Annotated in this window: 27 protein-coding genes and 1 pseudogene; 14 read left to right on the top strand and 14 right to left on the bottom strand. The window is 72.4% G+C overall.

Annotated elements, in window-relative coordinates:
• The first annotated feature begins 17 nt into the window (after positions 1-17).
• The 4 genes and pseudogenes from E0H26_RS06790 (at position 18) to E0H26_RS06775 (ending at position 3,865) form a co-directional block, all read left to right on the top strand.
• On the top strand, positions 18-1,391 hold the full coding sequence (locus E0H26_RS06790) for a GH1 family beta-glucosidase (protein ID WP_131302618.1): 1,374 nt from the start codon (positions 18-20) through the stop codon (positions 1,389-1,391).
• A gap of 19 nt (positions 1,392-1,410) precedes the next feature.
• A complete protein-coding gene (locus E0H26_RS06785) occupies positions 1,411-2,418 on the top strand; it encodes a LacI family DNA-binding transcriptional regulator (RefSeq protein WP_131302184.1) in 1,008 nt (335 codons plus the stop codon).
• A 21-nt stretch (positions 2,419-2,439) separates the two neighbouring features.
• Positions 2,440-2,802: pseudogene (locus E0H26_RS06780) on the top strand (RidA family protein); the annotation flags it as partial.
• Between the two features lie 115 nt (positions 2,803-2,917).
• Positions 2,918-3,865 carry an endonuclease domain-containing protein gene (locus tag E0H26_RS06775; RefSeq protein ID WP_131302616.1) on the top strand — a complete coding sequence of 316 codons (948 nt, stop codon included), beginning with the start codon at positions 2,918-2,920 and terminating at the stop codon, positions 3,863-3,865.
• Between the two features lie 143 nt (positions 3,866-4,008).
• Here E0H26_RS06775 and E0H26_RS06770 read toward each other — a convergent pair whose 3' ends face one another.
• Complete coding sequence (locus E0H26_RS06770) at positions 4,009-4,800, bottom strand: EI24 domain-containing protein (protein ID WP_420812793.1); 792 nt, start codon at positions 4,798-4,800, stop codon at positions 4,009-4,011.
• 159 nt (positions 4,801-4,959) lie between these two features.
• Here E0H26_RS06770 and E0H26_RS06765 point away from each other — a divergent pair, with 159 nt between their 5' ends.
• The 5 genes from E0H26_RS06765 to E0H26_RS06745 are packed head-to-tail and all read left to right on the top strand — an operon-like array spanning position 4,960 to position 9,522.
• The gene (locus tag E0H26_RS06765; protein WP_131302175.1) at positions 4,960-5,868 is read left to right on the top strand and encodes an ABC transporter ATP-binding protein; all 909 of its coding nucleotides are present in this window, start codon (positions 4,960-4,962) and stop codon (positions 5,866-5,868) included.
• A gap of 12 nt (positions 5,869-5,880) precedes the next feature.
• Positions 5,881-6,615, top strand: a complete 735-nt coding sequence (locus tag E0H26_RS06760) for an ABC transporter permease (RefSeq protein ID WP_131302172.1) — start codon at positions 5,881-5,883, stop codon at positions 6,613-6,615.
• A gap of 11 nt (positions 6,616-6,626) precedes the next feature.
• Entirely contained in the window at positions 6,627-7,898 is a 1,272-nt protein-coding gene (locus E0H26_RS06755) for a sensor histidine kinase (protein WP_240742037.1), read from the top strand.
• Positions 7,895-8,536: a response regulator gene (locus E0H26_RS06750; RefSeq protein WP_131302165.1), complete on the top strand. Its 642-nt coding sequence runs from the start codon at positions 7,895-7,897 to the stop codon at positions 8,534-8,536. Before E0H26_RS06755 ends, E0H26_RS06750 begins: the two co-directional genes overlap by 4 nt.
• A gap of 2 nt (positions 8,537-8,538) precedes the next feature.
• Positions 8,539-9,522, top strand: a complete 984-nt coding sequence (locus E0H26_RS06745) for a helix-turn-helix transcriptional regulator (RefSeq protein ID WP_131302162.1) — start codon at positions 8,539-8,541, stop codon at positions 9,520-9,522.
• Between the two features lie 52 nt (positions 9,523-9,574).
• On the opposite strand, the gene E0H26_RS06740 is transcribed toward E0H26_RS06745, so the two are convergent.
• From E0H26_RS06740 to E0H26_RS06720, 5 genes are all read right to left on the bottom strand, one after another.
• Positions 9,575-10,489: an SDR family oxidoreductase gene (locus tag E0H26_RS06740; protein ID WP_131302159.1), complete on the bottom strand. Its 915-nt coding sequence runs from the start codon at positions 10,487-10,489 to the stop codon at positions 9,575-9,577.
• Between the two features lie 65 nt (positions 10,490-10,554).
• Positions 10,555-11,451 carry an alpha/beta fold hydrolase gene (locus E0H26_RS06735; RefSeq protein WP_131302156.1) on the bottom strand — a complete coding sequence of 299 codons (897 nt, stop codon included), beginning with the start codon at positions 11,449-11,451 and terminating at the stop codon, positions 10,555-10,557.
• The gene (locus E0H26_RS06730; RefSeq protein WP_131302153.1) at positions 11,448-11,762 is read right to left on the bottom strand and encodes a DUF2516 family protein; all 315 of its coding nucleotides are present in this window, start codon (positions 11,760-11,762) and stop codon (positions 11,448-11,450) included. The genes E0H26_RS06735 and E0H26_RS06730 overlap by 4 nt, the downstream gene beginning before the upstream one ends.
• Before the next feature lie 69 nt (positions 11,763-11,831).
• The gene (locus E0H26_RS06725) at positions 11,832-12,794 is read right to left on the bottom strand and encodes a hypothetical protein (RefSeq protein ID WP_240742036.1); all 963 of its coding nucleotides are present in this window, start codon (positions 12,792-12,794) and stop codon (positions 11,832-11,834) included.
• On the bottom strand, positions 12,794-13,444 hold the full coding sequence (locus E0H26_RS06720; RefSeq protein WP_131302146.1) for a helix-turn-helix domain-containing protein: 651 nt from the start codon (positions 13,442-13,444) through the stop codon (positions 12,794-12,796). Before E0H26_RS06720 ends, E0H26_RS06725 begins: the two co-directional genes overlap by 1 nt.
• Before the next feature lie 111 nt (positions 13,445-13,555).
• Here E0H26_RS06720 and E0H26_RS06715 point away from each other — a divergent pair, with 111 nt between their 5' ends.
• Positions 13,556-14,353, top strand: a complete 798-nt coding sequence (locus tag E0H26_RS06715; protein WP_131302142.1) for an alpha/beta fold hydrolase — start codon at positions 13,556-13,558, stop codon at positions 14,351-14,353.
• 500 nt (positions 14,354-14,853) lie between these two features.
• On the opposite strand, the gene E0H26_RS06705 is transcribed toward E0H26_RS06715, so the two are convergent.
• The 4 genes from E0H26_RS06705 to E0H26_RS06690 form a co-directional block, all read right to left on the bottom strand.
• A complete protein-coding gene (locus E0H26_RS06705; RefSeq protein WP_131302139.1) occupies positions 14,854-15,834 on the bottom strand; it encodes an asparaginase in 981 nt (326 codons plus the stop codon).
• A 74-nt stretch (positions 15,835-15,908) separates the two neighbouring features.
• Positions 15,909-16,736: a beta-keto acid cleavage family enzyme gene (locus E0H26_RS06700; protein ID WP_131302136.1), complete on the bottom strand. Its 828-nt coding sequence runs from the start codon at positions 16,734-16,736 to the stop codon at positions 15,909-15,911.
• Between the two features lie 86 nt (positions 16,737-16,822).
• Entirely contained in the window at positions 16,823-17,935 is a 1,113-nt protein-coding gene (gene ygfZ / locus E0H26_RS06695) for a CAF17-like 4Fe-4S cluster assembly/insertion protein YgfZ (RefSeq protein WP_131302132.1), read from the bottom strand.
• The gene (locus E0H26_RS06690; protein WP_131302129.1) at positions 17,932-18,360 is read right to left on the bottom strand and encodes a Fur family transcriptional regulator; all 429 of its coding nucleotides are present in this window, start codon (positions 18,358-18,360) and stop codon (positions 17,932-17,934) included. Before E0H26_RS06690 ends, ygfZ begins: the two co-directional genes overlap by 4 nt.
• 67 nt (positions 18,361-18,427) lie before the next feature.
• On the opposite strand from E0H26_RS06690, the gene E0H26_RS06685 reads away from it, so the two are divergent.
• Positions 18,428-19,276, top strand: coding sequence for an aminotransferase class IV (locus E0H26_RS06685; RefSeq protein WP_131302126.1), 849 nt, complete (start codon positions 18,428-18,430; stop codon positions 19,274-19,276).
• Between the two features lie 9 nt (positions 19,277-19,285).
• Here the strand turns inward: E0H26_RS06685 and E0H26_RS06680 are convergent, their stop codons facing one another.
• Both E0H26_RS06680 and mtfM read right to left on the bottom strand, forming a co-directional pair.
• Positions 19,286-19,879, bottom strand: a complete 594-nt coding sequence (locus E0H26_RS06680; RefSeq protein WP_131302123.1) for a heme-binding beta-barrel domain-containing protein — start codon at positions 19,877-19,879, stop codon at positions 19,286-19,288.
• Between the two features lie 101 nt (positions 19,880-19,980).
• On the bottom strand, positions 19,981-20,085 hold the full coding sequence (mtfM, locus tag E0H26_RS30275) for a small membrane protein MtfM (protein ID WP_030504452.1): 105 nt from the start codon (positions 20,083-20,085) through the stop codon (positions 19,981-19,983).
• 12 nt (positions 20,086-20,097) lie between these two features.
• On the opposite strand from mtfM, the gene E0H26_RS06675 reads away from it, so the two are divergent.
• From E0H26_RS06675 to E0H26_RS06665, 3 genes are all read left to right on the top strand, one after another.
• Positions 20,098-20,472 carry a DsrE family protein gene (locus tag E0H26_RS06675; RefSeq protein ID WP_131302120.1) on the top strand — a complete coding sequence of 125 codons (375 nt, stop codon included), beginning with the start codon at positions 20,098-20,100 and terminating at the stop codon, positions 20,470-20,472.
• A gap of 85 nt (positions 20,473-20,557) precedes the next feature.
• On the top strand, positions 20,558-20,938 hold the full coding sequence (locus tag E0H26_RS06670; RefSeq protein ID WP_131302117.1) for an SCP2 sterol-binding domain-containing protein: 381 nt from the start codon (positions 20,558-20,560) through the stop codon (positions 20,936-20,938).
• On the top strand, positions 20,935-22,977 hold the full coding sequence (locus E0H26_RS06665; RefSeq protein ID WP_131302114.1) for an amylo-alpha-1,6-glucosidase: 2,043 nt from the start codon (positions 20,935-20,937) through the stop codon (positions 22,975-22,977). The genes E0H26_RS06670 and E0H26_RS06665 overlap by 4 nt, the downstream gene beginning before the upstream one ends.
• 24 nt (positions 22,978-23,001) lie before the next feature.
• Here E0H26_RS06665 and E0H26_RS06660 read toward each other — a convergent pair whose 3' ends face one another.
• Complete coding sequence (locus E0H26_RS06660; protein ID WP_131302110.1) at positions 23,002-23,865, bottom strand: hypothetical protein; 864 nt, start codon at positions 23,863-23,865, stop codon at positions 23,002-23,004.
• 34 nt (positions 23,866-23,899) lie between these two features.
• The gene (locus E0H26_RS06655) at positions 23,900-24,439 is read right to left on the bottom strand and encodes a winged helix-turn-helix domain-containing protein (RefSeq protein WP_131302107.1); all 540 of its coding nucleotides are present in this window, start codon (positions 24,437-24,439) and stop codon (positions 23,900-23,902) included.
• Between the last annotated feature and the right edge of the window lie 190 nt (positions 24,440-24,629).

Raw genomic sequence — 24,629 nt, 5'->3', positions numbered from 1 at the left:
TCAACGCCGGTGCCGGCATGAGCGAGCTGCGGTTTCCGGAGAACTTCCTGTGGGGGGCGGCGACGGCCGCGTACCAGATCGAGGGTGCGGCCCGGGACGACGGGCGCGGGGAGTCGATCTGGGACACCTTCAGCCGCACCCCGGGAAAGGTGTACGCCGGGCACACCGGCGACGTCGCCTGCGACCACTACCACCGGTACGCCGACGACGTGGCGATGATGGCCGAGTTGGGCCTGCACGCGTACCGCTTCTCGGTGTCCTGGCCCCGCATCCAGCCGGACGGCAGCGGCCCGGTCAACCCGCGTGGGCTGGACTTCTACGACCGGCTGACCGACGCGCTGCTGGGCCGGGGAATCGACCCGATCGTCACGCTGTACCACTGGGACCTGCCGCAGACGTTGCAGGACCGGGGCGGTTGGACGGCGCGGGAGACCGCCGAACACTTCGCCACCTACGCCGCCGCGGTGTACGCCCGCCTCGGTGACCGGATCGGCACCTGGACCACGCTCAACGAGCCGTGGTGCTCGGCGTACCTGGGCTACGGCAACGGCGTGCACGCCCCCGGGGTGCAGGATCCGGGCGCCGCCTTCAGCGCCGTACACCATCTGCTGCTCGCGCACGGCCTGGCCACGCAGGCGCTGCTCGCGGCCGGTGCCGGGCGGGTCGGCATCACCCTCAACCCCGCCGACGTACGCCCCGCCGACGCGGACAGCGCCGCCGACGCCGCCGCAGTACGCCTGGTCGACGGGCTGCACAACCGGATCTTCCTGGACCCGTTGCTGGTCGGCGGCTACCCCGACGACGTCCGCAAGCACGTGGCCCGGATGGTCGAGCCGGTGTTCGTGCACGACGGCGACGAAAAGATCATCGCGGCGCCGATCGACCTGCTCGGGATCAACTACTACGCGCCGACCTACGTGGCCGGGCGACCGGACGGCGCCGGTGGCGGCGGCGCGTACCCGGGCACGGCGGGAGCGGTGGAGTTCCTGCCACCGGTCGGCCCGCTGACCGACATGGGCTGGATGATCGAACCGGCCGGGCTGACCCGGCTGCTGGAGCGGATCGCCACCGACTACCCGGCGGTACCGTTGTTGATCACCGAGAACGGGGCGGCCTTCCCTGACAAGGGCAACTCCGACGCGACCGGGCCGATGCAGGACGACGACCGGATCGCCTACCTCGACGGGCACCTGCGCGCCGCGCACGAGGCCATCGCCCGGGGCGTCGACCTGCGCGGCTATCTCGTATGGTCATTGCTTGACAACTTCGAGTGGGCCGAGGGGTACCGCAAGCGATTCGGGATCGTGCACGTCGACTACCTCACTCAGCGGCGTACACCGAAGTCCAGCGCCCGGTGGTACCAGGAGGTGATCTCCAGGAACGGGCTGTGACGAGGTGGTGGTAGTTCCGATGACGGGGGCGCAACGGCCCACTCTGGAAGCGGTGGCGCGACGGGCCGGGGTGTCCCGGGCCACCGTCTCCCGAGTGGTCAACGGTTCCACCACGGTCGCCGAGCCGATCCGGGAGGCGGTCCGCCGTGCGGTGGCCGAGTTGGGATACGTGCCGAACCTGGCCGCCCGCACCCTCGTCACCCAGCGGACCGACTCGATCGCCCTGGTGATGCCAGAGGAGGCGACCCGGGTCTTCTCCGACGACCAGGTCTTCCCCGGCATCATCCGGGGCGCCGCACAGGAGTTGGAGGCCGCCGACAAGCAGCTGGTGCTGATGCTGGCCGGCTCGCCGGCCGGGCACGAACGGGTCGAGCGGTACACCACCGGACGGCACGTCGACGGGGTGCTCTTCGCCTCGCTGCACGGCGCCGACCCGCTGCCCGCCAAGCTCGCCGCGCTGGGCATCCCGGTGGTGTGCAGCGGCCGGCCCCTCGACGGCGCGGACGTGCCGTACGTCGACGTCGACCAGGTCGGTGGGGTGACCCGGGCGGTGCGGCACCTGATCGACAGCGGGCGACGCCGGATCGCCACCATCGCCGGCCCGCAGGACATGGTCGCCGGAATCGAGCGGCTGGCCGGCTACCGGGACACGGTGGCCGCCGCCGGGCTGCCGGAGATGGTGGCGGTCGGCGACTTCACCCGGGAATCCGGCGCGGCGGCGATGCGCGAACTGCTCACCGCCCACCCCGACCTGGACGCCGTCTTCGCCGCGTCGGACCTGATGGCGCACGCCGCCCTGCGTACCCTGCGCGAGGCGGGACGGCGGGTGCCGGAGGACGTCGCGGTGATCGGCTTCGACGACATCGAGACCGCCGCCTACACCGACCCGCCGCTGACCACCGTCCGGCAGCCGATACTGGAACTCGGCCGGCAGGGCACCCGGCTGCTGCTGCGCCTCGCCGCCGGCGAGGAGGTCGAGCCCGCCCTCATCCTCCCCACCGAACTGATCGTCCGCGACTCCGCCTGAGGTGTAAGGAAGGGCAGCGCTGCCCCCTACGCCTACCTGGCCACCGTGGCACCCGCCACCCGCCTGGTCTTCACCGCAGGCGCCTGCCCGCTGGACGCCGACGGGCGCACCGTCGCCCCCGGCGATCATGTGGCCCAGGCCCGGCAGGTCATGACCAACCTGGAGACCGCCCTGCGCGCCGCCGGTGCCACCCTCACCGACGTGGTCAAGAGCACCGTGTACGTGGCATCGTCCGAGCAGGCCGACCTGGTCGCGGTGTGGCAGGTGGTACGCGACGCCTTCGGCGACCACGACCCGCCCAGCACCCTGCTCGGCGTGGCCGTGCTCGGCTATCGCGACCAGCTCGTCGAGGTCGAGGCGATCGCCGCCGTCCCGGCCGACTGACCGTCCAGGCCGTACGCAGGCAGTGCCGCCGCTGCTCGGACGCAAGGTGGGTACGTTTGTTGTCGCCAGGGTGACAACAAACGTACCCACCTTGCAGTTCAATCGATCCGTGCGGATGCCCCGAGACGACGCCGACGCGTTGCAGTGGCTGCTGTTCGAGCAGGCAGGGATCGTCACCTGGACGCAGGCCACCGCCGCGCTGAGCCCGTCCCGGGTGCGCCACCTGGTGGCGTCGCAGCGATGGGGCAGGGTGTGCCGGGGCGTCCTGCGGGCCGAGCCGCCCGGTGGGCCGTACTCCCGGGCACAGGCAGGGTGGGTGGCGGTGCTCGCGGCCGGAGAGGGCGCGGTGCTCGCCGGGCTGGCCTCGGCCATGGTGGGCGGGCTGCGCGGCACCTGGCGTTACGAGACCGTCGACGTGCTGGTCCCGCACCATCGCCGCCGCGCCGACCTGCTACGCCGACTACCGCTCGGCCTGCCGGCGGTCCGGGTACGCCGAGCCCGGCACCTGCCCGACAGCGACCGCCAGCGGGGCCGGCCCGACCGTACCTCGATGGCACGGTCCCTGGTCGACGCGGCGCAGTGGATGCGTACCGACGACGAGGCGCAACAGATCCTCGCCGCCGGCTGCCAACAGCGGCGGGTGACCCCGGCGGAGATCGGGGCGGTGCTGGACCGGATGCCCCAGGCCCACCGGGGCGCGCTGATCCGAGAGACGCTCGACGACATCGCCGGTGGCGCGCAGGCCCTCTCCGAGATCGACCTGGCCCGGCTGTGCCGGCGACACGGGCTGCCGGCGCCGCAGGCACAACAGCGCCGCCGGGACACCGACGGGCGGATGCGCTACCTGGACGCCTACTGGCCCCGATGGCGGCTGCACGTGGAGGTCGACGGCGGACACCACATGGACGTCCGGCACTGGGCGGCTGACCTTCGCCGACAGAACCGGATCTGGATCGAGGGCGACCGGATCCTCCGTTTCACCGCCTTCGACGTCCGGCACCGGCCGACCGAGGTCGCGGCACAGCTCCGCGCGGCCCTGAAGGCCGCCGGCTGGCAAGACTGACGTGGGTACGTTTGTCGTCGTCCCACCGACGACAAACGTACCCACCTGCCCGATAAACCTGGGGCGGAGCCGGCGGCGGACCGATCAACGCCCGGCTCGGCTACCGGCAGGTCGCCACCCAGCTGTCCTGCCTACCGTCCATGTCATGCCTCCGTGATCGGTTGGCCCAGCGAGCGGCGGGTCAGTAGTGCGGCACCGGCCACCGCCGCCGGCATCAGCAGGACGGCGCCCAGCGGGATCAGAAAACAGACGAACACGGCCACGCCGAAGCCGAGGGCGGTGGGCCGGTCGGCCTTCAACACGGCCCGACGGTCCCGCAGCCCCTTGCCCCGGCGGTAGAAGGGGGCACCGACCAGTTCCACGGCGAGCAGCCAGCCCCCCACGGCGGCGCCGATCACCGGGACCACGGTCTGGCCGAGTACCGGGATGAACCCGGCCGCGAACAGGGGGAGGCCGAACAGCGCCGCCAGCGCGACCAGGCGCAGCGAGTCGACGGTGCTGCGGCGTAGCGACGGCCAGAACGGCACCTCGACCGCGTCGGGGGTGCCGCCGTACCGCTGCTCCACCCGCTCGGAGATCTTCTCGTAGAACGGGTCCCCGATGACCAGGGTGACGGCCGTGAAGGTGAGCACGGTGAGCAGGCCACCGAGGCCGAGGAAGGCCAGCGCGGCGATCACCCGGACGGCGCTGCGGGCCGCCGCCGGCCAGTCGTCGGCGAACGGCGTCACGACGGCGGCCAGGTCACCGACGAAGACGACCAGGGTGGCGTACGCGGCGAGGAAGAGCACGCCGGAGATGAGTGCCGGCACCACGCCGAGCAGCATCAGACCCGGATTGCGTACGTAGAGAGCGATGCCGCGCAGCAGTAACGCGGCCCCACCGGCGAACCGCCGTGCGGTGCTCGTCGCGGTGCCGGAGATGCCGGATGCGTTCACGTCGCCGAGCCTAGTCACCGCCCGCCGCATCAACCGATTGATGGACCGTTCGGGTCAACCGGCGCCCATGAAGATCGTCTACGGCTGGTCGATCCGCCGCCGGCCCGGCCGGGGCGACGCTGTGCGGGTAACCGTAGACGCGACGCGAGAGGCGAGGCGATGCCGGTCATCGAGGTGTCCAACCTGCACAAGCGGTACGGCGAGACGGTGGCGGTGGACGACGTGTCGTTCGACGTCGCGGCCGGCGAGATCTTCGGCGTGCTCGGCCCGAACGGTGCGGGCAAGACCACCACTGTGGAGTGCGTCGCCGGGCTGCGCGTCCCTGACGGGGGCGAGGTGTCGGTCCTCGGGCTCGACCCTCGCCGGGACGCCGCCCGGCTCCGCCAACTGGTGGGGGTGCAACTCCAGGAGAGCCAGCTGCCCGACCGGCTCCGGGTGGCGGAGGCGCTGGACCTCTACGCGTCGTTCTACCGCGAGCCGGCCGACCCGGCCCGGCTGATCGACGAGTTGGGCCTCGGCGCCAAGCGGAACACCCCGTACGACAAGCTCTCCGGCGGCCAGAAGCAGCGGCTGTCGATCGCGCTGGCACTGGTCGGCAACCCGAAGATCGCCATCCTGGACGAGTTGACCACCGGGCTGGATCCGCAGGCCCGCCGGGACACCTGGAGCCTGATCGAACGGGTACGCGACAGCGGGGTGACCATCGTGCTGGTCACGCACTTCATGGAGGAGGCCGAGCGGCTCTGCGACCGGCTGGCCGTCATCGACAGCGGCCGGGTGGTGGCGCTGGACAGTCCGGCGGGCCTGGTCTCGGCCGTGGCGCCCGAGCAGCGCATCCGGTTCCGGCCGTCCACGCCCCTCGATGACCGGCTCCTCACCGAGCTACCGCAGGTGACCGCCGTGACCCGCAGCGGCGCCCAGGTGGTGGTGACCGGCACCGGCGACGTGCTGCACGCGGTCACCTCGGTCCTCGCCCGCAACCAGATCATCGCCGCCGACCTGCGGTTGGAGCAGGCCACGTTGGACGACGCGTTCGTCGAGCTGACCGGGCACCGGCTCACCGACTGAAGGGGGAACACCATGCACGCCTTCGGCCAGATCCTCAAGACTGAGGCGAAGCTGCACCTGCGGGACATCCCGACGCTGCTGCTCACCGTCGCACTGCCCACGTTGATCCTGGTGGTGCTCGGGCTCATTCCCGCGCTCCGGGAGCCCAGTCCGGAGTTCGGCGAGCAGTCCTTCGTCACCTACTTCACCCCGTCGCTGTTGGTGGTCACGCTGGCCATGGTCGGGGTGAACGCCCTGCCCACCGTGCTGGCCACCTACCGGGAACGCGGCATCCTGCGCCGGCTGGCGACCACCCCGGCCAGCCCGCTGGCCCTGCTGGTCGCCCAGTTGGTGCTGGCGCTGGCCGGCATCCTGGCCAGCGCGGTACTGCTCGCCGTGGTGGCCCGGCTGGCCTTCGGCGTACCGCTGCCGCAACACCCGCTCGGGTTCGCGGCGGCCCTGGTCCTCGGCACCGCGGCGCTGCTCGCCCTGGGGCTGCTGGTGGCGGCGGTCGCGCCGACCGCCAAGTCGGCCCAGGCGCTGGCCGTACCGGTGTTCATGGTGGTCATGTTCTTCGGCGGCGTGTACCTGCCGAGGTTTCTGCTGCCCGATTTCCTGGCCGAGGTCGGCGCCTACACCCCGCCCGGCGTGCAGGCTCTGCTGGACGCCTGGACGGGCACCGCACCGCACCCGCTGCACCTGGTCATAATGGCGGTGATCGCGGTGGCCGCCGGTGCCGGCGCGGCGAGACTGTTCCGCTGGCAGTGAGCGGGGACACGATGACCAGCAGCGGCGAAAGCGACGACCGCCTGAGCGCCTGGAAGGCCCGGGAGGCGGCTCTCTACCGGGTGCTGCCCTACGGCGGGCTGGCCGTGGGCACCCTGCTGGCCGTCGTCACCCCGGCGCCGCGTGGCCTCCCGCTGTCGCTCACCCTGGCCGTCGTCGCGGCAGCCGCCGGCTGGGTCGCCTGGTTCATCACCCTGCATCCCGGCTGGCAGGTCCACCGGGTGCGGATGGCGGTCTACTACGCGGGGCTGCTCACGTTCGGCGCGGTGCTGGTGGTCGCCAGCCCGTGGTACGGCTACTTCGCCTGGATCGGCTACCTGCACGCGTTTCCGGTGCTGTCCTGGCGCTGGCGGATCGCCGGGGTGGCGGTCACCGCCGTGCTGGTCGCCACCGCGCAGGGCGGCGGCGTGGCCGCCGCCAGCTCGGACTGGCAGCTCTGGCTGGTGCTGGTGCTGTTCAACATGCTCGTCGCCGGTGCGGTGATCTGGTTCAGCATCGTCGCCGAGCGGGAGGACGCCAAGCGCAAGCGGTTGGTCGCGGAACTCGCCGCCGCCAACCGGCAACTCACCGAGACGGTACGGGAGAACGAAGGGCTGCACGCCCAGCTCGTCACCCAGGCCCGGGAGGCGGGCGTGCTGGACGAGCGGCAGCGGATGGCCCGGGAGATCCACGACACCCTGGCGCAGGGGCTGACCGGCATCATCACCCAACTGGAGGCGGCCGAGCAGACCCGCGACCGCTCCGGCGACTGGCGGCGGCACGTGGACAACGCGCTGGCCCTGGCCCGGGAGAGCCTCACCGAGGCCCGCCGCTCGGTACGCGCCATCCGCCCGGAGCCGCTGGAGACCGCCCGGCTGCCCGACGCCCTGGCCGAACTGGGCGGACGCTGGTCGGCGCTGCACGGCGTACGGGCCGACGTCAGCACCACCGGCACGCCCCGGCCGCTGCATCCGGAGGTCGAGGTGACCCTGCTACGGGCGGCTCAGGAGGCGCTGGCGAACGTGGCCCGGCACGCTGCGGCGTCCCGGGTCGGGCTGACCCTGTCGTACATGTCGGATGTGGTCACGCTGGATGTTCGGGACGACGGCACTGGCTTCGACGCCGGTAACGGGGCGGTGGCGCCGAAGCCGGACGGCGGCTACGGGCTGACCGCGATGCGGCAGCGGGTCGCCCGGGTCGGCGGGCGCCTCGCCGTGGAGTCCGAGCCGGGTGGCGGCACCGCGATCTCGGCCTCCGTGCCGGCGTTGCCGGGAGGTGCCGGTTGACCGACCCGGTACGACTGCTGATCGTCGACGACCACCCGGTGGTCCGGGACGGGCTGCGCGGCATGTTCACCGGCGACCCCGGGTTCGAGGTGGTCGGCGAGGCCGCGGACGGAGCCGAGGCGTTGGCCCTGGCCGCCCACTGCCGCCCCGACGTGGTGCTGATGGACCTGCGGATGCCCGGCATGGACGGGGTGACCGCCATCGGCCGGCTGGTCCGCTCCGGCAACCCGGCGAAGGTGCTGGTGCTGACCACGTACGACACGGACGCCGACGTGCTGCCCGCGATCGAGGCCGGCGCCACCGGCTACCTGCTCAAGGACGCGCCCCGCGACGAGTTGGTCCGGGCGGTGCGGGCCGCCGCCCGGGGTGAGTCGGTGCTCTCCCCCGCCGTGGCCGGTCGGCTGATGGGCCGACTGCGCGCCCCGGCGGAGGAGCCGCTGAGCCAACGCGAACTGGAGGTGCTCACCCTGGTCGCCCGTGGCTCGTCGAACCGGGAGGCCGCCGCCCAACTGTTCATCAGCGAGGCCACCGTCAAGACCCACCTGCTGCACGTCTACGCCAAGCTCGGGGTCAACGACCGGGCCGCCGCGGTGGCCGTCGCGTACGACCGGGGCCTGCTCACCCCCGGCGGACGCTGACCATGCGGGCCGCGCGACTGATCTCGTTGCTGCTGCTGTTGCAAGCGCGGGAGGCGATGACGGCGGCGGAACTCGCCCGCGAGCTGGAGGTCTCCGAGCGCACGGTGTACCGCGACATCCTGGCGCTCTCCGCCGCCGGGGTGCCGGTCTACGCCGACCGGGGGCGGGCCGGCGGTTACCGGCTGCTCGGCGGCTACCGCACCCGGCTGACCGGGATGACCCGGGACGAGGCGGAGGCACTCTTTCTCACCGGACTGCCCGGACCGGCCGGTGACATGGGGCTGGCCGACGCGGTCGCGGCGGCCGAACTGAAGGTTCTCGCCGCGTTGCCGCCGAGTTTGCGCGACGCCCCGGCCCGCACCGGCCAACGGTTCCACCTGGACGTGCCCGGTTGGTACGCGCAGAGCACGCCGCCGCCGTGGCTGGCCGAACTGGCCGGCGCGGTCTGGCGGGACCGGGTGGTGACCCTGCGGTACCGGCGCGGGGACGACGAGGTGGTCCGCCAGGTCCGTCCGTACGGCCTGGTCCTCAAGAGTGGGATCTGGTATCTCGTCGGCCGGGTGGGCGAGGACATGCGCACCTACCGGGTGGACCGGATCGCCGGGGTCGAGCAGCACGAGGAGACCTTCGACCGGGAGCCGGAGTTCGACCTGCCGGCGTACTGGCGGGCGCAGGCGGAGTCGTTCCTGCGGGGAATGCTGCGGGCCGAGGTGCGGATCCGGCTGAGCCCCGCCGGTCTGCGCCAGCTCAGACACCACACCGAAATCCCCTTCGGGTACGCCGAGGCGGTCGCCGCCGCCAGCGAACCCGACGGGCAGGGCTGGGTGACGACCCGGCTGCCCGTCGAGTCCGTCGACGTGGCGTACACCCAACTGCTGGGGCTGGGCCCGGAGGTGGCGGTGCTCGACCCGCCCGAGCTGCGGGCCCGGCTGGCCGAGGCGGCGACCCGGGCCGCCGCTCTCTACACCGACCCCGACGGCCCCTGACCCCGCAGGCGCCGGCCCCGGCGAGGGCTGTGGCCGGCGACGATCGCGTCGGTCAGCGGTAGCCGGTGACGTCGGCTGACTTGCCGGCGTCGACCACCTCGGTGATGTAGCGGAAGGCGTCCGGTTGGCTGCCGTCGACGTCGGTGAAGCCGTACACCTTGGCCAGATCACCGGCGGAGACGGACCGGCCGCTCCACCGGTCGCGGTCGGGGTCGGCGGCCAGTGCGGCGACCGCCCGACCGACGAACGCCGGGGTTTCCGAGATGAGGAAGTGCGGGTCCTTCGCCGCGCCGTCGCGCCAGTTCGCCTCGGTGACGCCGAAGTGCTCCAGCATCGCCTCCGAGCGCAGCCAGCCGGGAGTGAGCGCGACGGCGCTGCCGCCGTACGGCTTCAGCTCGTGGGCCCAACTGAAGGCGAGCCGGTTGACCGAGGTCTTGGCCAGGTCGTAGAAGACCGACAGGCGGTAGTTCTTCTCGTTGTACGCCTGCGTGCCGTCACCGATCTCCACCACCAGCCCGCCCGGCTGGCGGATCAGCAGCGGCATCGCGAAGTGGCTGGTGATGATGTGGGTGTCGACCGCGAGCCGCAGCGTACGAAAGCCGGGGTCCAGCGGCTGCTCCCAGACCGGCTTCTCCCAGGTGATCAGCGGGTCGGCACCCCACACGTCGTTGACCAGCACGTCGAGCCGCCCCTGCTCGGCGTCGATCCGGGCGACCAGGGCGCGTACCTCGTCGGGGTTCAGGTGGTCCACCCGGACGGCGATGCCGGTGCCACCGGCGGCGGTCACCAACTCGGCGGTTTCCTCGATGGTCTCCGGCCGGTCCAACTCCGAGCGGCCGGCGCGGCTGCTGCGGCCGGTCACGTAGACGGTGGCGCCCACGGCGCCGAGTTGGACGGCGATCTGTCGGCCGGCGCCCCGGGTTGCCCCGGCCACCAGCGCCACCTTGCCGGTCAGTGATTTCGTCATGGCTGCCACGCTGCCAGCAATACCTGACAGTCGAAGTCAGGTTTTGCCGAGCTGCCCGACGACTGCTACGAGACGCCGACGTTGAGGAACTCGGAGATGCGCCCTCGGATGTCGGCGCGTTCCGTCCAGAGCACACCCGGCCGGGCGTACCGGTGCAGGGTCGCCCGGGGCAGCGCGGCGGCAAGCTGCTCGGCGACCTCCACCGGGTGCAGGTCGTCTCCCTCAGCGGCGATGACCAGGGCCGGGGCGGTGACCGCGGCGAGCGCCCCGGCATCGGGCACGGGCGCCTGCTCGGGCAGGTCGGCCAGCCCGGCGGCGAGGCCGTCGCGCAGCAGATGGTCGAGCCGCTGCCGCAGGTACGCCCACCCGGCCGGAGTGTTGCGTACGGCTGGCGGTAGTTCGACCGAGACCACCTCGGCCACCGCCGAGGCATCCCCACTCTCCACTGCGGACAGCAGTTCGAGCAGCCGGGTCCGGGCCGCCGGGCCGCGCGGCTGGTCGAGCGCCGCAGGTAGGAAGAAGACGAGCCGGTCGAAGCGTTCCGGGCTCTCCACCAGCAGCCGGCACAGCGCGCCCGCGCCGAGACTGGCGCCGAAGGCACGGGTCGCACCGGAAAGGTCGGCGACCGCCCGCAGGTCCCGGGCGAGATCGAGGTAGTTCCACGGGCCGTCGGGCGCCTCCGAGCGGCCGTGGCCACGGAACTGGAAGAAGACCTTCCGGCCGGTGACGCCGCTGCCGAAGGGTCGGGTGACGGCGATGCCGTTGCCCAGCCCGTGCGCGAACACGGTCACCGGGTCACCGGCGCCGGTGACGAGCCGCTCCAGCCGTACGCCGTGTGGCGTGGCGACCAGTTCGGTGTCCGGCTCAGGTAGTGCGGGTCGCCCGTTGCGCGGGCCACCCGGGCCGGGACCCCACGTCCGGGGCCCGCCGTCGGGTGGTGGTGGCCAGCGGAAGGCCCTCACCACGACCCTCTGTTGTCACCCAGTTCACGCAGGCCGACCCGGACGTCGAGCAGATAGATCAGAGCCGCCGCGATGCCGATCAGCCCGAAGATGCTGAGCGATGTCTGGGTGAGCAGGGTCAGCAGGAGGGTGACCGCGAGGATGGCGATCCAGCCGCCCTTCGGCAGGGTGCCGATGGCAGGGAAGGCGTCGGAGCGCTGGGTGATGGCGTGTACGAGAGCGACCCCCTGCACGATCAGTGCGAACACGAACAGGATCAGGTCGATCACGGTGCGGACATCGAAGGCGAAGATCGGCGCGGCGTGGGCCATGACGGCAAGCTTATGCCGGCGACCCCGGATTCGTCCGTCAGGACGGTGACCGGGATCGCCGGCTGTTGGTCACTCGGCGGCCGGGCGGCGGCGCTTGGTGGCCCCGGGCAGCTTCGCCGACGGGGTCGCGGTCCGCTTGCCGGCGGGCTGCCGGGTCGTCGCCTTGGCCCGGGTGGCCTTCTTGGCAGCCGGCTTGGCCTGCACGATCTCGGCCACCTCGGCCGGGCTCGGCACCTCAGCCGACTCGGTGGTGACGGCCGACTCGGTGGTGGCCGGCTCAGTGACGGCCGGCTCGGTGACGGCGGACTTGGTGGCGGCCGACTTGGTGGCGGCCGGCTCGGTGGCGGCCGACTTGGTGGCGGCCGGCTCGGCGGTGGCCTCGGTGGCCTCGATGTCGGCGTTCACCGTGTCGGCGGCCTCCAGGACACCCGCGCCGACCACCCGCTCGCCGCGCGTGACGAGCTTGCCGTACACAGCCAGGGCCCGCTCCTGTGCGGCCTGCGCACCGGCGACGACCACGGCCGCGTTGCGGACCGCCAGACCACGCAGCCGGTCCAGGTCGGCCGCCTCACGCAACCGGTTGAATTCCGCGCTCTCGCGCAACTTCCCCAGGTCGGCCGCCTCGCGCAGGCGGTTCAGGTCGGCCACCTCGCGCAGCTTTCCCAGGTCGGCGGCCTCGCGCAGGCGGTTCAGGTCGGCGGCCTCGCGCAGCTTTCCCAGGTCGGCGGCCTCGCGCAGGCGGTTGAGGTCGGCCGCCTCGCGGAGCCGGTTGAGATCGGCGTTGCGCCGCAGCGACTCGGCGGTCAGGTTGGCGCCGCGCAGCGTGTCGTTGGCCTTCTGGCGCAGCTCGAAGCCGGTGACGACGGCCTTGCCGCCGAACTCGTTGACAACCCGGCCACCGTCACTGACTACCCGGTCGCGCAGCTCACCGACCACGGTGGGCAGTTTGCGCAACTGCTCCAGGGCCAACTCGCCGGCACCGGCGGCGGCATAGATCGGAGCGGGGATGCGGTTGGTCTTCGGCTGGGTCATCACTTCTCCTCTTCGGCCGCAGTGGCGGCCTTGCGGACCACCTTGCGGGCGGCCTTCCTGGCAGGGGCGCGGGTCGGCGCTGGAGCCGCACCCGCCTCGGTCACGGCGACCGATTCGAGGACGGCCTCGGTCGGGGTGCCTTCGGTGGTGGTCGGCCCCGTCGCGGCCAGGTTGGCCAGGTCGGGGGCGGTGACCGGCGTGACGACGTCAGCCTCGGTCGCGGTGTCCGTACCACCCGGGGCTGGTTCGGTCGCGGCCCCACCGGCCCGTCCGGTCGCCGTCTCGGCGGCGGCGGTCGCCTCGGCGAGCCGGGCGTTCTCCCGGCGGAACGTCTCGTAGATCTGGGTCAGGGACTGCTTCTGGGCCATCGTCAGGTCCGGATCGACCGCGATGGCCGCCAGCACCCCCTGGCCCTCCTTGTCGTCGAGCAGGCCAGCCCGCAGATACATCGCCGGGGTGGAGACCCGCAGCGCGCTGGCGAGTTGCTGGAGCACCTCGGCGCTGGGCCGGCGCAGCCCTCGCTCGATCTGGCTCAGGTAGGGGTTGCTGACCCCCGCCTGGTCGGCAAGCTGGCGCAGCGAGATCTTCGCGTTCCGCCGCAGGTCACGAATGAACCCGCCGACGTCGGGAAGGTCTTTGGGAGTGGCCATGACTCAACGCTAGCTCGGTGTGCTAGCAGCTGCAAGCGAAGTGCTTGCCGGAGTTAGCAGCGTCTCACTGTCCGGTTGCGCGCCACTCGTACCGGGTCGTACGGTCCTGCGGTGACCAAGATCGAAGTAAATGGCGCACTGTTGGCGTACGACGAGGCCGGCAGCGGATCCCCGGTCGTCCTTTTGCACGCGGGCATCGCCGACCGCCGGATGTGGCGGGAGCAGGTCGACATACTGGCGACCAAGCACCGGGTGATCGCCGTCGACCTGCGCGGCTACGGCGAGTCCGAACTGCCGCCCACCGCGTTCGCACACCACGACGACGTGGTCGGCCTGCTCGACGCGCTCGGCCTGGACCGCGCCGCCCTGGTCGGCTGCTCGTTCGGTGGGGCGGTGGCGATCGACACGGCGCTGGCCCACCCGGGCCGGGTGAGCGCGCTGGCCCTGTTCGGCACGGCGGTGTCCGGCCACGATTGGTCCGACCAGACCAACGACCTGTGGGAGAACCTGGTTGGCGACGTCGACCCGGAGGACTTCGCCGCCACCGCCGCCGCCGAGGTGCGGTTCTGGGTGATCGGCCCGGAACGCACTCCGGAGGAGGTCGACAGCGACCTGGTCGCCTTCGCCACCGCCATGGACGAGCGTGCCCTCGCCGCCGAGTTGGCACTCAGCGCGGTAGACGTGACCGAACTGGACCCGCCGGCCATCGGTCGGCTCAACGAGCTGAACCTGCCGATACTGGTCGCCGCAGGCGCCGCCGACGTACCCGACATCCGCCACCTTGCCGACCGCATCGCAACCGAGGCCCCCCAGGCCCTCCGGCTCCCCGACACCCCCAACGCCGCCCACCTCCTCCCCCTCGAACGCCCCACCCTCATCAACACCCCCCTCCTCACCTTCCTCCCCTAACCCCCACCCCACCCGTCACGCCCGCCCCACCCGCCGCATTCGCCGCCCCGCCACCCCCGCCCCGCCACCCCCGCCCCGCCGCACCGCGCCCGCCGCGCCGACCCCGCCCGCCGCGCCGACCCCGCCCGCCGCGCCGACCCCGCCCGCCGCGCCGATCTTGCACTTTCTGTCGGGGCAATACCCCTAATAAGGGGCGAATCGGCGACCAAAAGTGCAAGATCGGCGAGGTTCAGCGGGGACGCGGCGGGGCGCGGTTGAGCGAGAACGCGGCAGGGTTGAGCGGGACGCGGCAGGGCAGGGCGCGGCGAGGTTGAGCGCGGACGCGGCGAGGCGCGGCGAGGTCGAGCAGGGACGCGGCGAGGCGGGATTGAGCGCGGACGCGGCGAGGCGGGATTGAGCGCGGACGCGGCGAGGCGGGATTGAGCGCGGACGCGGCGCGGCGGGATTGAGCGCGGACGCGGCGCGGCGGAGTTGAGCGGGAGACGCGGCGGGGTGGGTGGTTACCAGACGGGGCGGGTGATGCCGACGGGGAGGCCGCCGCCGAAGAGGGGGGTCTCGGCGAACTCGGTGAGGACCGGGGCGTCGATGTCCAGGCGGCGCAGGGCCGAGACCAGGGCCGGCATACGGGGCCGGGTAGCGCCGTCGTCGATCTTGAGCGCGACGGCGCCGACGCCGGGCAGCGCCGCGGCGATCACACCCTCCGCGCCCACCTTGGCCAGCAATCCGGGTACGCCACGCATCAGCCGGGTGTCGTCGGCCTCGGTGCCGCCGACGATCTCCGGGTACGCCCGCATCGCGTCGGCCACCGTGCGCGGCGCCGTCCCGACCTCGGCCTGCACCAACCGCAGGTACGCCCCGGCCAGCGCGGTCAAGGAAACCGCCAGCACCGGGGCGCCGCACCCGTCCACACCGACCGCCGCCGCCTCTTCTCCGGCGAGTTCCTCGATCGCGCCCCGCAGCCGCTGCTGCAACGGGTGTTCCGCACGCCAGTACCCGTCCACCGGCCAGCCGGCCGCCCGGCAGGTCAGCAGCATTCCGGCGTGTTTGCCGGAGCAGTTCATCTGGATCCGGGTGGGACCACCGCCGGCCCGCAGCACCGCCGTCCGCGCCTGCTCGCCGACCGGAAGCTCCGGCGGGCAGTGCAGCGCCTCCTCGCCGAGCCCGGCCCCGGTGAGGAGCCGGGCGACCCGGGCCAGGTGGAACGCCTCCCCGGCATGACTCGCCGCCACCAGCGCCAGATCGGCCGGGTCGGTCAGCGGCAGCCCGGCGTGCACCATGCCGACCGCCTGCATCGGCTTGTTCGAGGAGCGCGGGAAGATCGGCGAACTCACGTCACCGGCCGCGGCCACCAGCGCACCCGTGGCGTCGAGCACCACCACCGAGCCGCGGTGCATGCCCTCCACGAAGCCGGACCGGACAACCTCGGCAAGCGGCGTGCCGCCCTCGTACGTCTTTCCCACGAGGTGGACGGTACCGACGATCGTCGGCGCGCCGGCACCGGGGTGAGCAGGTACTCCACCTCCGGGTGTAAAGCAACGCCCGGCGGGGTCAGCCCTTACAGGCCGAGCAGTTCGCGGGCCTGCGTGGTGTTCAGCGGTGGACGCTGGGCGAGCTGGGCGAAGCCGACGGCCCGAGCCACCAGTTGCATGTTCGATTCCACCGGGCGCCCCTTGGCGTACGTCACCGTGTCCTCCATGCCGACGCGCAGGTGGCCCCCGGCGGACAGCGAGGCCAGCATCACCGGGATGCTGCTGCGGCCGATGCCGGTCGCCGAGAAGGTGGTGCCCTCCGGCAGGTCACGGAGCATCTGCTGGGCCGCGACCAGGGTCGCCGTGGTGCCGGGCATGCCACCCGGTACGCCCATCACGAAGTCCACGTGCACGTGGCCGCCGTGCGGCAGCCCGTACCGGTCGAGCAGCCGCCGCAGCGCGGTCAGGTGACCGAGGTCGAAGATCTCGTACTCGGGCACGATGCCGCGTTCCTGCATCCGGGTGTGCAGGTCGACGATGAACTCCCAGCGGTTGAGGAAGACGTCGTCGCCGAAGTTGACGGTGCCCATCGTGCAGGAGGCCATGTCCGGCTGCGCGTCCAGTACGGCGAGCCGGTGGCCCTCCGGGTCGGTGACCGCGCCACCGGTGGAGAGCTGCACGATCAGGTCGGTGCTCTCCCGCAACGCCGCTACCGTCGCCCGCAGCCGGCCCTGGTCGAGGGTCGGCCGGGCCTCGTCGTCACGGATGTGGACGTGAATGACCGAGGCGCCCAGCGCCTCGCACTCCTTCGCGGTGAGCAGTAGCTCGTCCAGGGTCACCGGCAGCGCCGGCACCTCCGTCTTGGCCGACTCCGCGCCGGTGGGGGCAACCGTGATCAACGTCCCTGTTGTCATGCCGGCGATCCTAGAACGCCTGCTCGGGGTGCCGGTGTTAACAGGGGGCCCCGGCTCTACCGCAGGCGTTAATAAGGTGCCCTTCCTTACATCGGGTCGATGGCGGCGGCGCTGTCGGCGACGCGGAGGGCGGCGTCGTCGGGTACCGAACGCTTGATCACCGCGAGCGCGATCTGGCCCAGCTCGTAGTGGTGTACGGCGGTGCCGACGAAGCCGACCGTACGGCCGTCGAGGACGACCGGAGTGCCGGCGACCGGCAGTTGGTCGGTGGTCACCCCGTCCAGGTGCAGCATGACCAGCCGACGGGGTGGCCGACCCATGTTGTGCACCCGGGCCACCGTCTCCTGCCCCCGGTAGCAGCCCTTGTCCAGGTGTACGGCCGGGGCGATCAGGTTCACCTCGGCGGGAATGGTGCGGTGGTCGGTGTCCACCCCCACCCGGGCCCGTCGGGCGGCCACCCGCACCGCCTCGTACGCCCAGAGCCCGGCGAGCGGCACCCCGCCGTCGCGCAACCGGGTGACGACCTGATCCATCGCGGCCCGGGGCACCAGCAGGTCGACTCCCAGCGGCCCGCGCCGCGCCCACCCGCCCAGCGGCAGCGCGGTGACGTCGTAACGGGCGGTCGGCCGGGCCGGCACCTCGCCGGTGCGGAACTTGGGGCCGGGCACGCCGGTGACGTCCGGTTCGGCCAGGGCGGGCACGTCGAGCAGGGCCAGCGCCTCGGTCACCCGGGGCCCGACCAGCGACAGCAGCGCCTGGTCGGCGGTGGCGTCACGCGGCTCGACCTGGCTGAAGAAACGCATCTTCTCCAGGTAGGTCAACAGATCCCCGGTGGCACCGGGTTCGGTGTCCAGCCAGGTGGTGACGCCGTCCTCGGCGACCATGGCGTGCTGTTCGATGTGCCCGTGCGGCGACAGCACCAGCAACTCGGTGCCCTGCCCGGGGCTCAACTCGGCCAGGTGCTGGGTGGTGACGGTGTGCAGCCAGGTGATCCGGTCCGCGCCCGGCACCGCGATGACGCCCCGGTGGGACCGGTCCACCAGGCCGACCTCGGTGTCGAGCAGGCGCTGCTCGCGCATCGGGTCGCCGTAGTGGGCGGCCACGCCGCGTACCCCGGCCGCCGCGTGGGCCGGCTCCGGCTGGTCGCGGCTGGCCTCGTCGATCCGCTCGACGGCCACCGCACCCGCGATATCGATCATTCCTGGCTCCCGTTCCCGCAGCGTGCGCAGTGGCCGAAGAAGGAGACGTGGCCGATGTCCACCCGGAAGCCGCGTTCCCGCGCCAACTGCTCCGCCAGCGGACGCATCAGCTCGGGGTCCATCTCGTCGATCGCACCACAGTCCCGGCAGACCAGGTGGACGTGCTGGTCCTCGCCGGCCGCGTGGTAGGTCGGCGACCCGTGCGACAGGTGGGTGTGGGTGACCAGGCCGAGCCGTTCCAGCAGCTCCAGCGTGCGGTAGATGGTGGTGATGTTGACGCCGGCAGCCACTTCGCGTACGGCCGTGTGCACCTGTTCCGGCGTGGCGTGCCCCAGATCCAGCACCGCTTGGAGGATCAGCTGCCGCTGCGCCGTCAGCCGCAGCCCACGGGCGCGGAGCAGTTCCGCGAGGGAGGAGTCGGACACCCTCCGATCATAGTTCGGCCATCTCGGGGGCGTCCGGCGGCGACGGTACGCACTATTCTGCCCAGTTGTGGAGGCAACCCGGATCGGCGTACTGGGTCGGGGCCTGCTGCCGGCCACCGAGCCGGTGCTGCGCGCCGACGACCTCGGCGTACTGCGCGGTGACGGACTGTTCGAGACGATGCACCTGCGTGCGGCGCGGCCATGGCTGCGCGACGCGCATCTGGCCCGGCTGCGGGCCGGCGCGGCGGCCGTGGAACTGCCCCTGCCCGACGACGCGGCGCTGGTCGAGTTGCTGGACACCGTCGCCGCCGGCTGGCCGGCCGAGGTGGAGGGCGCGCTGCGGCTGGTCTGCACCCGGGGGCCCGAGGGCGGCGGCCCGCCCACCGTGTACGCGACCCTCGCCGCAGTGCCGACGACGGCCCGGCAGGCCCGGCGCGACGGGGTACGGGTGGCCACGCTCAGCCTGGGCGTGCCCGCCGACGCCCGCCCGGAACTGGACTGGCTCCCGGCCGGCATCAAGTCGACGTCGTACGGGGCGAGCACCGCCGCCCGCCGCTGGGCCGCCCGGGCCGGGGTGGACGACGTGCTCTGGATCTCCTCCGACGGCTTTGTGCTGGAAGGGCCGACCGCCAACGTGGTCTGGCTGGCCGGCGAGACGCTCTGCACGGTGCCGGCCCGACGCACCGGCATCCTGCCCGGCACCACCGTCGCCTGGCTGCTCGCCAACGCCGCCGAGATCGGTTGTCACGCCGCCGAACGCATGATCACCCCGGCCGGGCTGCGGGACGCCGACGGCGTCTGGCTCACCTCGTCCGTACGCGGCCTGGTGGAGGTACGCGCCCTCGACGGCGAGCCGCTGCCCCGCAGCGCGCGTACCGACGCGCTGCGGGAACTGCTCGGTTTCCCGCTGCCCTGACGGGCGGGGTCAGCCGGCGACCCGGATGAGCCGGGCGGACAGGTGCGGCGACAGCGGCTGGCCCACAGCGGCCAGGTCCTGCGCGTACAGCAGGGCACCCTCGACGATGCCGAACAGCCGGTGCCCGGCGGTGACCTCCTTGGCGGTGGCGGTACGCACCACCGCGTCGGTCACGAACTCGATCTGCGTGCCCTTACGGCGACCGATGTGCAGCTCCATCACCCCCGTCGGGGTGCTCAGCAGCGCCTCCAGTTCGTCGGTGGCCCGGTCACCGTCGAGCACCGGCCGCCACCAGCCGACCTCCCGACCCGCCGGGCGCACCGGGCGGGACTGCTCGTCCAGGATCCACGCCCGCGACTCGTAGGACAGGAACGGCCGGCCGTCGTGGCTGATCCGGATTTCCTGGGCGAAGTCGAAATCCTCGATGGTGGGGTAGCCGCCCCGGCCTCGGCCCCGCCACACCCCGATGTACGGCAGCAGGCCGTCCAGCGCCGGGTGCAGCTTCGGCCCCACCCGCAGGTCGTGACTCTCCTCGAAGGGGTACGGGTCGACCGGCGGGGCGTTCAGCCACGGCGGCGGTGCCAGCGGGTTGTCGTCACTCACGGAATCACCCTTGCTCACGACTGCGGGGCTCGCAAAACCGGCTCACTCCTCGCGCTCACGGAATCACCCTTGCTCACGACTGCGGGGCTCGCAAAACCGGCTCACCACTTGCCTCTTGCGATGCGGACGGCCAGATAGACCAGGCCACCGGCGAGCGCGCCCAAGCCGGCGACCAGCAGGCTGACGAACCCGATCTCGGTGACCATCGGCACCATCCTATGCTGGGCGGCATGGCCCGCACTCTCGTCGTCAAGGCCACCGCTGGCGCCGATGCGCCCGAGCGTTGTGCCCAGGCGTTCACCGTGGCGGCCACCGCAGCCGCCGCTGGCGTACCCGTCTCGCTCTGGTTGACCGGCGAATCGACCTGGTTCGCCCTGCCGGGGCGGGCGCAGAACTTCGAGTTGCCGCATTCGGCGCCGCTGGCCGAACTGCTGCACGTGATCCTCGCCACCGGGACGGTGACCGCCTGCACGCAGTGCGCGGCCCGCCGGGACATCGGCGCCGACGACGTGATCCCAGGAATCCGGATCGCCGGCGCGGCGGTGTTCGTGGAGGAGACGATGGCCGAGGGCGCACAGGCGCTCGTCTACTGAGAGCCTGCGGGTCCGGTAGCCGAATCGGCTTCGGCAAGGCGGCGGAACCGGCCCGGCAAGTCGGACCAATGCCTACGATTCGGGTGTGACCGAGGCGACCGAGCAGTTCTTCGAGACCTTGCCGGCCCGCGCCCCGCAGGTCCTGCGCGCCCCGGTCGGCGGCACGCTGCGGATCGACCTCTCCGACGGTCACAGCACCGCACACTGGGTGATCCGAATGCGTCCGGGCAACGCCGAGGTCAGCCAGGGGCCGGACGAGGCCGATGCCATCTGGTACTGCGGCGTGGACCTCTTCGAACGGCTGGTGACCGGCCGGGCGCAGGCGCTGGCCGCGCTGTTTCGCAACGAGAGCACGTACACCGGAAACGTGGTGCTGCTCCTGGCGTTCCGGCGGTTCTTCCCGCCCGCGCCCGGGACCCGGGACCCGCGCGAGGTGGCCCGCGAGCACGTCAGGCGAGCGCGGTGAAGGAACTCGTCAGCATCCTGGACGGCAACACCTTCCTGGTCAGTGACCGCCGGGGGGACATCGAACCGTCCCTGGACTTCCCCACCGGCCTGTTCGCCTTCGACACCCGGTTCCTCTCCAGCTGGCTGCTGATGCTCGACGGCGAGCGGTTGCATGCCCTGTCCATCGACGATGCCGAGTCCTACCGGACCCGCTACTTCCTCGTACCGGGCGAACCCAACCACTTCCTGGACACCAAGGTCTCGGTCATCCGGAGTCGGGCCATCGGCGACAGCTTCGACGAGGAACTGACCGTGCTCAACCACTCCGGTCAGGAGATGACGTTCACGGTCCGGGTCGAGATCGGCGCGGACTTCGCCGACCTGTTCGAGATCAAGGACACCCAGCGCAAGCAGGGCCACCACACCGTCCGGATCGAGCAGGACGCGCTGCGCCTGACGTACCGACGGGAGGCGTTCCACCGCGAGACGGTGGTGCGCAGCAGCGCACCCGCCGCGGTCGACAAGATGGGGATGACCTTCTCGGTCCGGATCGGGCCGCACGGCGAGTGGACCACCCGGCTGAAGGTCTCCACGGTCATCTACGGCGCGCGTGGCGAGGACGTACGCACCCGGCTGCCGCTGGCCGGCAGCCGGAGCACGACGGCCATCCAGGCCGAGCACGCGGAGTTCGTCACGAACGCGCCGAAACTCGGCTGCGACTGCGAGCCCCTGGCCGGTGCGTACCGGCGCAGCCTGGAGGACCTGGCCGCGCTCCGGTACGAGTCGATCGCCCTCGGCGTCCGGTTGATGGCCGCCGGGCTGCCCTGGTTCATGACGCTGTTCGGGCGGGACAGCATCATCACCTCGCTCCAGGTGCTGCCGTTCCTGCCGGAGATCATCCCGCCGACGTTGACGATGCTGGCCGGTCTCCAGGGCCACCGGCTCGACGACTTCCGCGACGAGGAACCCGGCAAGATCCTGCACGAGTTGCGCTACGGCGAGACCGCCGGATTCGAGGAGCAGCCACACTCGCCCTACTACGGCTCCGCCGACTCGACACCGCTGTTCGTGATCCTGCTCGACGAGTACGAGCGGTGGACCGGCGACCGCCAGTTGGTCGAGCAGCTGGAGTCCGCCGCCCGCGCGGCGCTGGCCTGGATCGACACGTACGGCGATCTGCTCGGCACCGGCTACCTCTGGTACCAGACCCGCAACAGCCGCAACGGGCTGGAGAACCAGTGCTGGAAGGACTCCTGGGACGCGATCTCCTACTCCGACGGGCGCCTGCCGAGCTTCCCCCGGGCCACCTGCGAGATGCAGGGTTACGCCTACGACGCGAAGCTACGCGGCGCCCGGATGGCCCGGCTGTTCTGGAACGACCCGCAGTACGCCGACCGGCTGGAACGGGAGGCCGCCGAGCTGAAGGAGCGGTTCAACCGGGATTTCTGGCTGCCGGAGAAGGAGTACTACGCGCTGGCGCTGGACAGCGACGGCACCCCGGTGGACGCGCTCAGCTCCAACATCGGGCACCTGCTGTGGAGCGGCATCGTCGACGAGTCGCGGGCGGCCCGGGTCGCCGAACACCTGCTCGGGCCGCGCCTGTTCTCCGGTTGGGGCGTCCGCACCCTCGCCGATGACCAGGGACGCTACAACCCGATCGGCTACCACGTCGGCACCGTCTGGCCGTTCGACAACTCGCTCATCGCCTGGGGCCTGTGGAAGTACGGCTTCCGGCAGGAGGCCGGGCAGATCTGTGAGTCGATTCTCGCCGCCTCGCGCTACTTCGCCGGCCGGCTGCCGGAGGCGTTCGCCGGCTACGAGCGCAGCCTCACCGAGTACCCGGTGCAGTACCCGACGGCGTGCAGCCCGCAGGCCTGGTCGGCGGGGACTCCGCTGCTCCTGCTGCGGGTGATGCTCGGGCTCGAACCGGAGGGCGAGCATCTGATCATCGACCCGTACGTGCCGCACGGGATGGGCCGGATGGAACTGCTGGACATTCCGGGCCGGTGGGGTCGGGTGGACGCGCTGGGCCGCAGCCGCACCCGCGAGGAGGAGTAGCCGCGGCCGGGTCGACCGGAAGGCTCAGCCCGCACACCCGGTGGTGGCCGAGAGCACCATTCCGTCCGGGTTCACCTCGACCAGCACGGACACGCCGTCGCGCCGGTAGGCGTACAGCTCAGGGGTGGCCACCGCCGGTGTGCCGCCGGCCAGCGGCGCCAGCGCGGCCTGTGGTGACGTCGTCGCCGGACCGGCGGTGACGCGGACGGTTCGGGCCACCGCGCCGCCGGGGCAGGACACCTGCATCACCGTCTCGGCCTGTGCCAGCGGGGCACCGAGGGCGGTCAGCGCGTCGTTCAGGGCCGTGGACTCGACGCCCGGCGAGTACAGCGGCAGCAGCGTGACCGAGTCGGCGTCGTTCGGGCGGCAGCCCGTCTCGACGGTCAGGCGGATCCGGCCGTCCGCGACCGACCGCCCCTGGACGGCGACGAACTCCCCCGCGTCGGCGCGCAGCCGGGGGCCCTCCGGGGTGAGCCGGACGCCGGCCCGCCACGCCGGGGGCAGCCCGTCGGCGACCCGCTCCAGCGCGGCCCGCTCCTCACCGGGCGGTACGGCCAACTCGACGTGGCGGCGCAGGATCGCACCTTCGGAGAACGGGGTGACCCGGCAGCCCTGCTCGAACTCCTCCGGCAGCAGCGCGTACACCGTGCCGGAGGCCGCCGCGACCAGCTCGCCGACGGCCCCGTTGACCCGTGGTGCGGCCTGGGCCATGCTGCGCTGCTCGCGCACCGTCGGCGGATCGTTGCGCGCCGAATACCAGGTCAGGCCGGCGAGCAACACCGCCCAGGCCACGGTCGACACGACCAACCACCGCGGCCAGCGACGGCCGGGCTCGGGTGGCTGGGGGCCGCTGGGCGGGGCGTATCCCGGCTGGGCTGCACTGCTCACCGGGCCATGGTGTCACGCGCGGTAAACCAGAAGGTCAGGCCGGGCCGTCGGGCGCGGGATGCAGGCCGTCGGGCGGCTCCGGCGACGAGGTCAGGCGGTAGCCGACGCCACGGACGGTCTGCACCTGAGGTCCGCCGGGCAGGGCGCGGAGTTTGCGCCGCAGCCGCTTGACCGCCGAGTGCAGGATCGCCGTGTCACCGAGGTAGGCGCCACCCCACACGGAGGCGAACAGCCGTTCGTAGCTCCACAGGCTGACCGGCGAGCTGGCCAGCCGGGCGAGTAGTTCCCGTTCGGTACGGGTCAGCCCCAGCGGTACGCCCCGCCAGGTGACCAGGTGCCCGGCCCGGTCGATGGCGAGATCACCCCAGTTTCCCGGCCGCTCGACCGGCCCGTCGGGAGGGCGGGCGTCCGGCCCGCCGGGCTCGCCCGGTGGCTCGGGGAACACCGCCCGCAGTTGGGCCAGGTCGGCGCAGATCACCACCGGACCCACCCCGTCGAGCCGCTGCACCACCCGCTGCCGGACGGTGGCGTCGGAGCTGACGCAGACCAGGATCGGGATCTCCACACCGGACACGCTGCCTCCCCGAGAGCCTGCACTGACCTGCGACTTCCCAGCAATCGACAACGACGGTCACCGATGGCTCCCCCCACTCAGCCTAACGGTCAGGATTGCGCCTCGTCACTGACCGAGTACTGACCGACGCCGTCCATTGATCACCGATCGCCGGGGCAAGAGCATGACTCTCAGCGGGCGGGCACCACCA

The organism is Micromonospora zingiberis (assembly GCF_004331455.1).
In the GTDB taxonomy this organism is placed as follows: domain Bacteria; phylum Actinomycetota; class Actinomycetes; order Mycobacteriales; family Micromonosporaceae; genus Micromonospora; species Micromonospora zingiberis.
This window is presented reverse-complemented; position numbering and strand designations above follow the sequence as displayed.

Coding starts and splice junctions, on each gene's coding strand:
- E0H26_RS06785 (WP_131302184.1), top strand. CDS start 1,411: ATGACGGGGGCGCAACGGCCCACTCTGGAAGCGGTGGCGCGACGGGCC.
- E0H26_RS06725 (WP_240742036.1), bottom strand. CDS start 12,794: ATGACCCAGCCGAAGACCAACCGCATCCCCGCTCCGATCTATGCCGCC.
- E0H26_RS06740 (WP_131302159.1), bottom strand. CDS start 10,489: ATGACGAAATCACTGACCGGCAAGGTGGCGCTGGTGGCCGGGGCAACC.
- E0H26_RS06730 (WP_131302153.1), bottom strand. CDS start 11,762: ATGGCCCACGCCGCGCCGATCTTCGCCTTCGATGTCCGCACCGTGATC.
- E0H26_RS06755 (WP_240742037.1), top strand. CDS start 6,627: ATGACCAGCAGCGGCGAAAGCGACGACCGCCTGAGCGCCTGGAAGGCC.
- E0H26_RS06745 (WP_131302162.1), top strand. CDS start 8,539: ATGCGGGCCGCGCGACTGATCTCGTTGCTGCTGCTGTTGCAAGCGCGG.
- E0H26_RS06775 (WP_131302616.1), top strand. CDS start 2,918: ATGCCCCGAGACGACGCCGACGCGTTGCAGTGGCTGCTGTTCGAGCAG.
- E0H26_RS06765 (WP_131302175.1), top strand. CDS start 4,960: ATGCCGGTCATCGAGGTGTCCAACCTGCACAAGCGGTACGGCGAGACG.
- E0H26_RS06720 (WP_131302146.1), bottom strand. CDS start 13,444: ATGGCCACTCCCAAAGACCTTCCCGACGTCGGCGGGTTCATTCGTGAC.
- E0H26_RS06675 (WP_131302120.1), top strand. CDS start 20,098: ATGCTGGGCGGCATGGCCCGCACTCTCGTCGTCAAGGCCACCGCTGGC.
- mtfM (WP_030504452.1), bottom strand. CDS start 20,085: ATGGTCACCGAGATCGGGTTCGTCAGCCTGCTGGTCGCCGGCTTGGGC.
- E0H26_RS06700 (WP_131302136.1), bottom strand. CDS start 16,736: ATGACAACAGGGACGTTGATCACGGTTGCCCCCACCGGCGCGGAGTCG.
- ygfZ (WP_131302132.1), bottom strand. CDS start 17,935: ATGATCGATATCGCGGGTGCGGTGGCCGTCGAGCGGATCGACGAGGCC.
- E0H26_RS06790 (WP_131302618.1), top strand. CDS start 18: ATGAGCGAGCTGCGGTTTCCGGAGAACTTCCTGTGGGGGGCGGCGACG.
- E0H26_RS06760 (WP_131302172.1), top strand. CDS start 5,881: ATGCACGCCTTCGGCCAGATCCTCAAGACTGAGGCGAAGCTGCACCTG.